The sequence below is a fragment of the Poseidonibacter sp. genome, from assembly GCF_041821165.1.
GTDB lineage: Bacteria > Campylobacterota > Campylobacteria > Campylobacterales > Arcobacteraceae > Poseidonibacter.
This window is the reverse complement of the sequence record NZ_JBGUES010000258.1, coordinates 1-2,225: the sequence shown is the minus strand read 5'-3', so window position 1 is coordinate 2,225 and position 2,225 is coordinate 1. Positions and strand designations below refer to the sequence as shown.

Below are 2,225 nucleotides of genomic sequence, written 5' to 3'. Positions count from 1 at the left end.
GTGCTAAAGAAAGTTTATCATTGTGCATAAAGCTCTTCTGCTTCTTTTGTAACTAGGTCTAATATATTTTTTTCTTCATTTTCAAAAAGTTTTTTAACTTCTTCATTATTTCTACTTTTAAACTCTACAAATGTTTTATACTCTAACTCTCCATTTATACTACTACCTAGTGGAAATTGTACAAAATGGTAATTACTTGAATCTATTTCATAAAATGTCCCCACATTTTTTGTAGGCATTGCACAAATTATTTGGAATCCTAAACTTTTATTTAAGTAATTTAAAATCTCTTTTGATCTTTTCTCATTTGATTTTAGGAAACTTTCATCAATAATAATTGCTTCAAGTGAATTTGTATTTGTTTCATTTGGTTTTAACGCAGATTGTAGGTTAATTGATCTAATTATATAATAAGAAGTTTCACCTTGACCTCCTGAGTTTTTACCATTTCTTGATAATGAAATACTTGTACCATCAATCTCTTGGAAAATATCATAGTTATTGTAATTTCTATAATCAGAGATTCTAATTAGTTCATTTATATGTTTTTCATTATCCATAAAAAGTGAAAGTAAAGAGTTTGAAACATCTTCATATCCTTGTTTTTCAAGCTCTTCAAATAAAGAACCCTCTTCTAAAGTTTTATTGCTTTCATGAATTATTTTAAAATACTCTTGATATCTTTTTAACTCTTCATCACCTTGGCTTCTTTTTATTTTAAAAGTTTCACTTCCGAATTTATGCTTACGCAATGTATCATTTAGTCTATCAATTGAGTGTTCACCTTGTTTGATATTTACATAAATAGCATGACAAAAGTCATTTAAGAAAGTGTTTTTAAACTCTTTATCAGCGTTTAGGATTTCATTTTTATATTTATATGTTAGTGAACTATTTTTATCATCAATTCTACTTAGTAAATCATTTCTAAAATTTATAAGTTCGAAAAAATGCTCTTTTATAATAAAAAGTTTATCAAAAGATAAGGCATTTGGTAAGCTTACTTTATTTTCAATAATTTGAACAGAATAGTAATTATCAAACTCATGGAATAAATCATTTAAAGCAACAGATAAATTTGCAGGTGCTTGTAAAGATTCATTTATATTAATTCTTTGGATAATATTTTTTTCATAGTTTTCAAATCCAATATTTGTTTGAATTACTAAGTTATTATAAATTACTTCAAAAACTTCTTTACTTAATTCTAAGGCTTTTTTCTTTTGCTCTAATAATGTTTCATTCTCTTTTTCAATAATTGCTTTACTATTAAAAGATAGAGTATTTGAACCTACTTCTTGGCTTAGAGAAACTATTTCATCTTGAATTTCTTCTAATCTTTTTTTACTAAGTGTAATCTCTTGTGTAATTTTTTCGAAATCAGAAGTATCAATTAAAGACTTAACTTTTAAGCAATCTTGATATTTATTAAAATTTGCATTTATATGTTCAATATCATCAATATTTGCTATCTTTTTATCACTTGTAAAATTGCTTAAAATCATATTGATATTTCTTGAAATATCGATGTTTACATCTATAATATTTCTTTGTTCTTCTAATTGATTTAATTCTTGTTTCATTTTATATAAAGTTTGTCTTTGCGCTTCTTCACCGAAAATAAATCTTTTATCTTTTAATGTACAAGTAAATAATAAATTTCCACTTGCAGCTTTACAATCAATTGTTACACCTCTTTTGGCTTTTGTAAGTTCATAAGAATTTTCTATTTGTAAAACATCACCATAGGCTGTAATTAAGTATGCTAAAGCTTTTTCATTTGAAATTTTTAATAAATTTACGATAGATTCTTCGGGTAAACTTTTCCCTCTATATTCTAACTCTTCAAGAACTTTTTTACCTTGAATAATTTTGATTTTTAGATTATTATGTCTTACTACATCAATTGCTTCTTTTTCATATTCACTTGATACAATTACTGAAAATCTATTATTTCCAATATATCCCTCAATTGCTTCTCTCCATTCATCATCTAAAAGTTCAACATATTCATATAATAAATGAGCATTTGCATTTGGTAGAATTTTATTTAAAATATCAAAAGACTCTTGAATATGAGATGGACAGAAAAATCTTGTCATTTCAAGTGAATTTATCTCTTTTTTTATAATATTAATATCTTTTTCAACAGCTTCTTTTTGCATTTTATAATTAACAAACTCAGTATCAATTCGTTCACACTCTTCTTTAAACTCAATTGATGA

Annotated in this window: 1 protein-coding gene; it reads right to left on the bottom strand. The window is 24.8% G+C overall.

The window, feature by feature from the left end; all coding sequences use genetic code 11:
• Positions 1–17: 17 nt before the first annotated feature.
• Positions 18–2,225, bottom strand: a 2,208-nt coding sequence (locus tag ACERKK_RS12920; RefSeq protein WP_373773487.1) for an SbcC/MukB-like Walker B domain-containing protein, incomplete at its 5' end; no start/stop codon positions are given.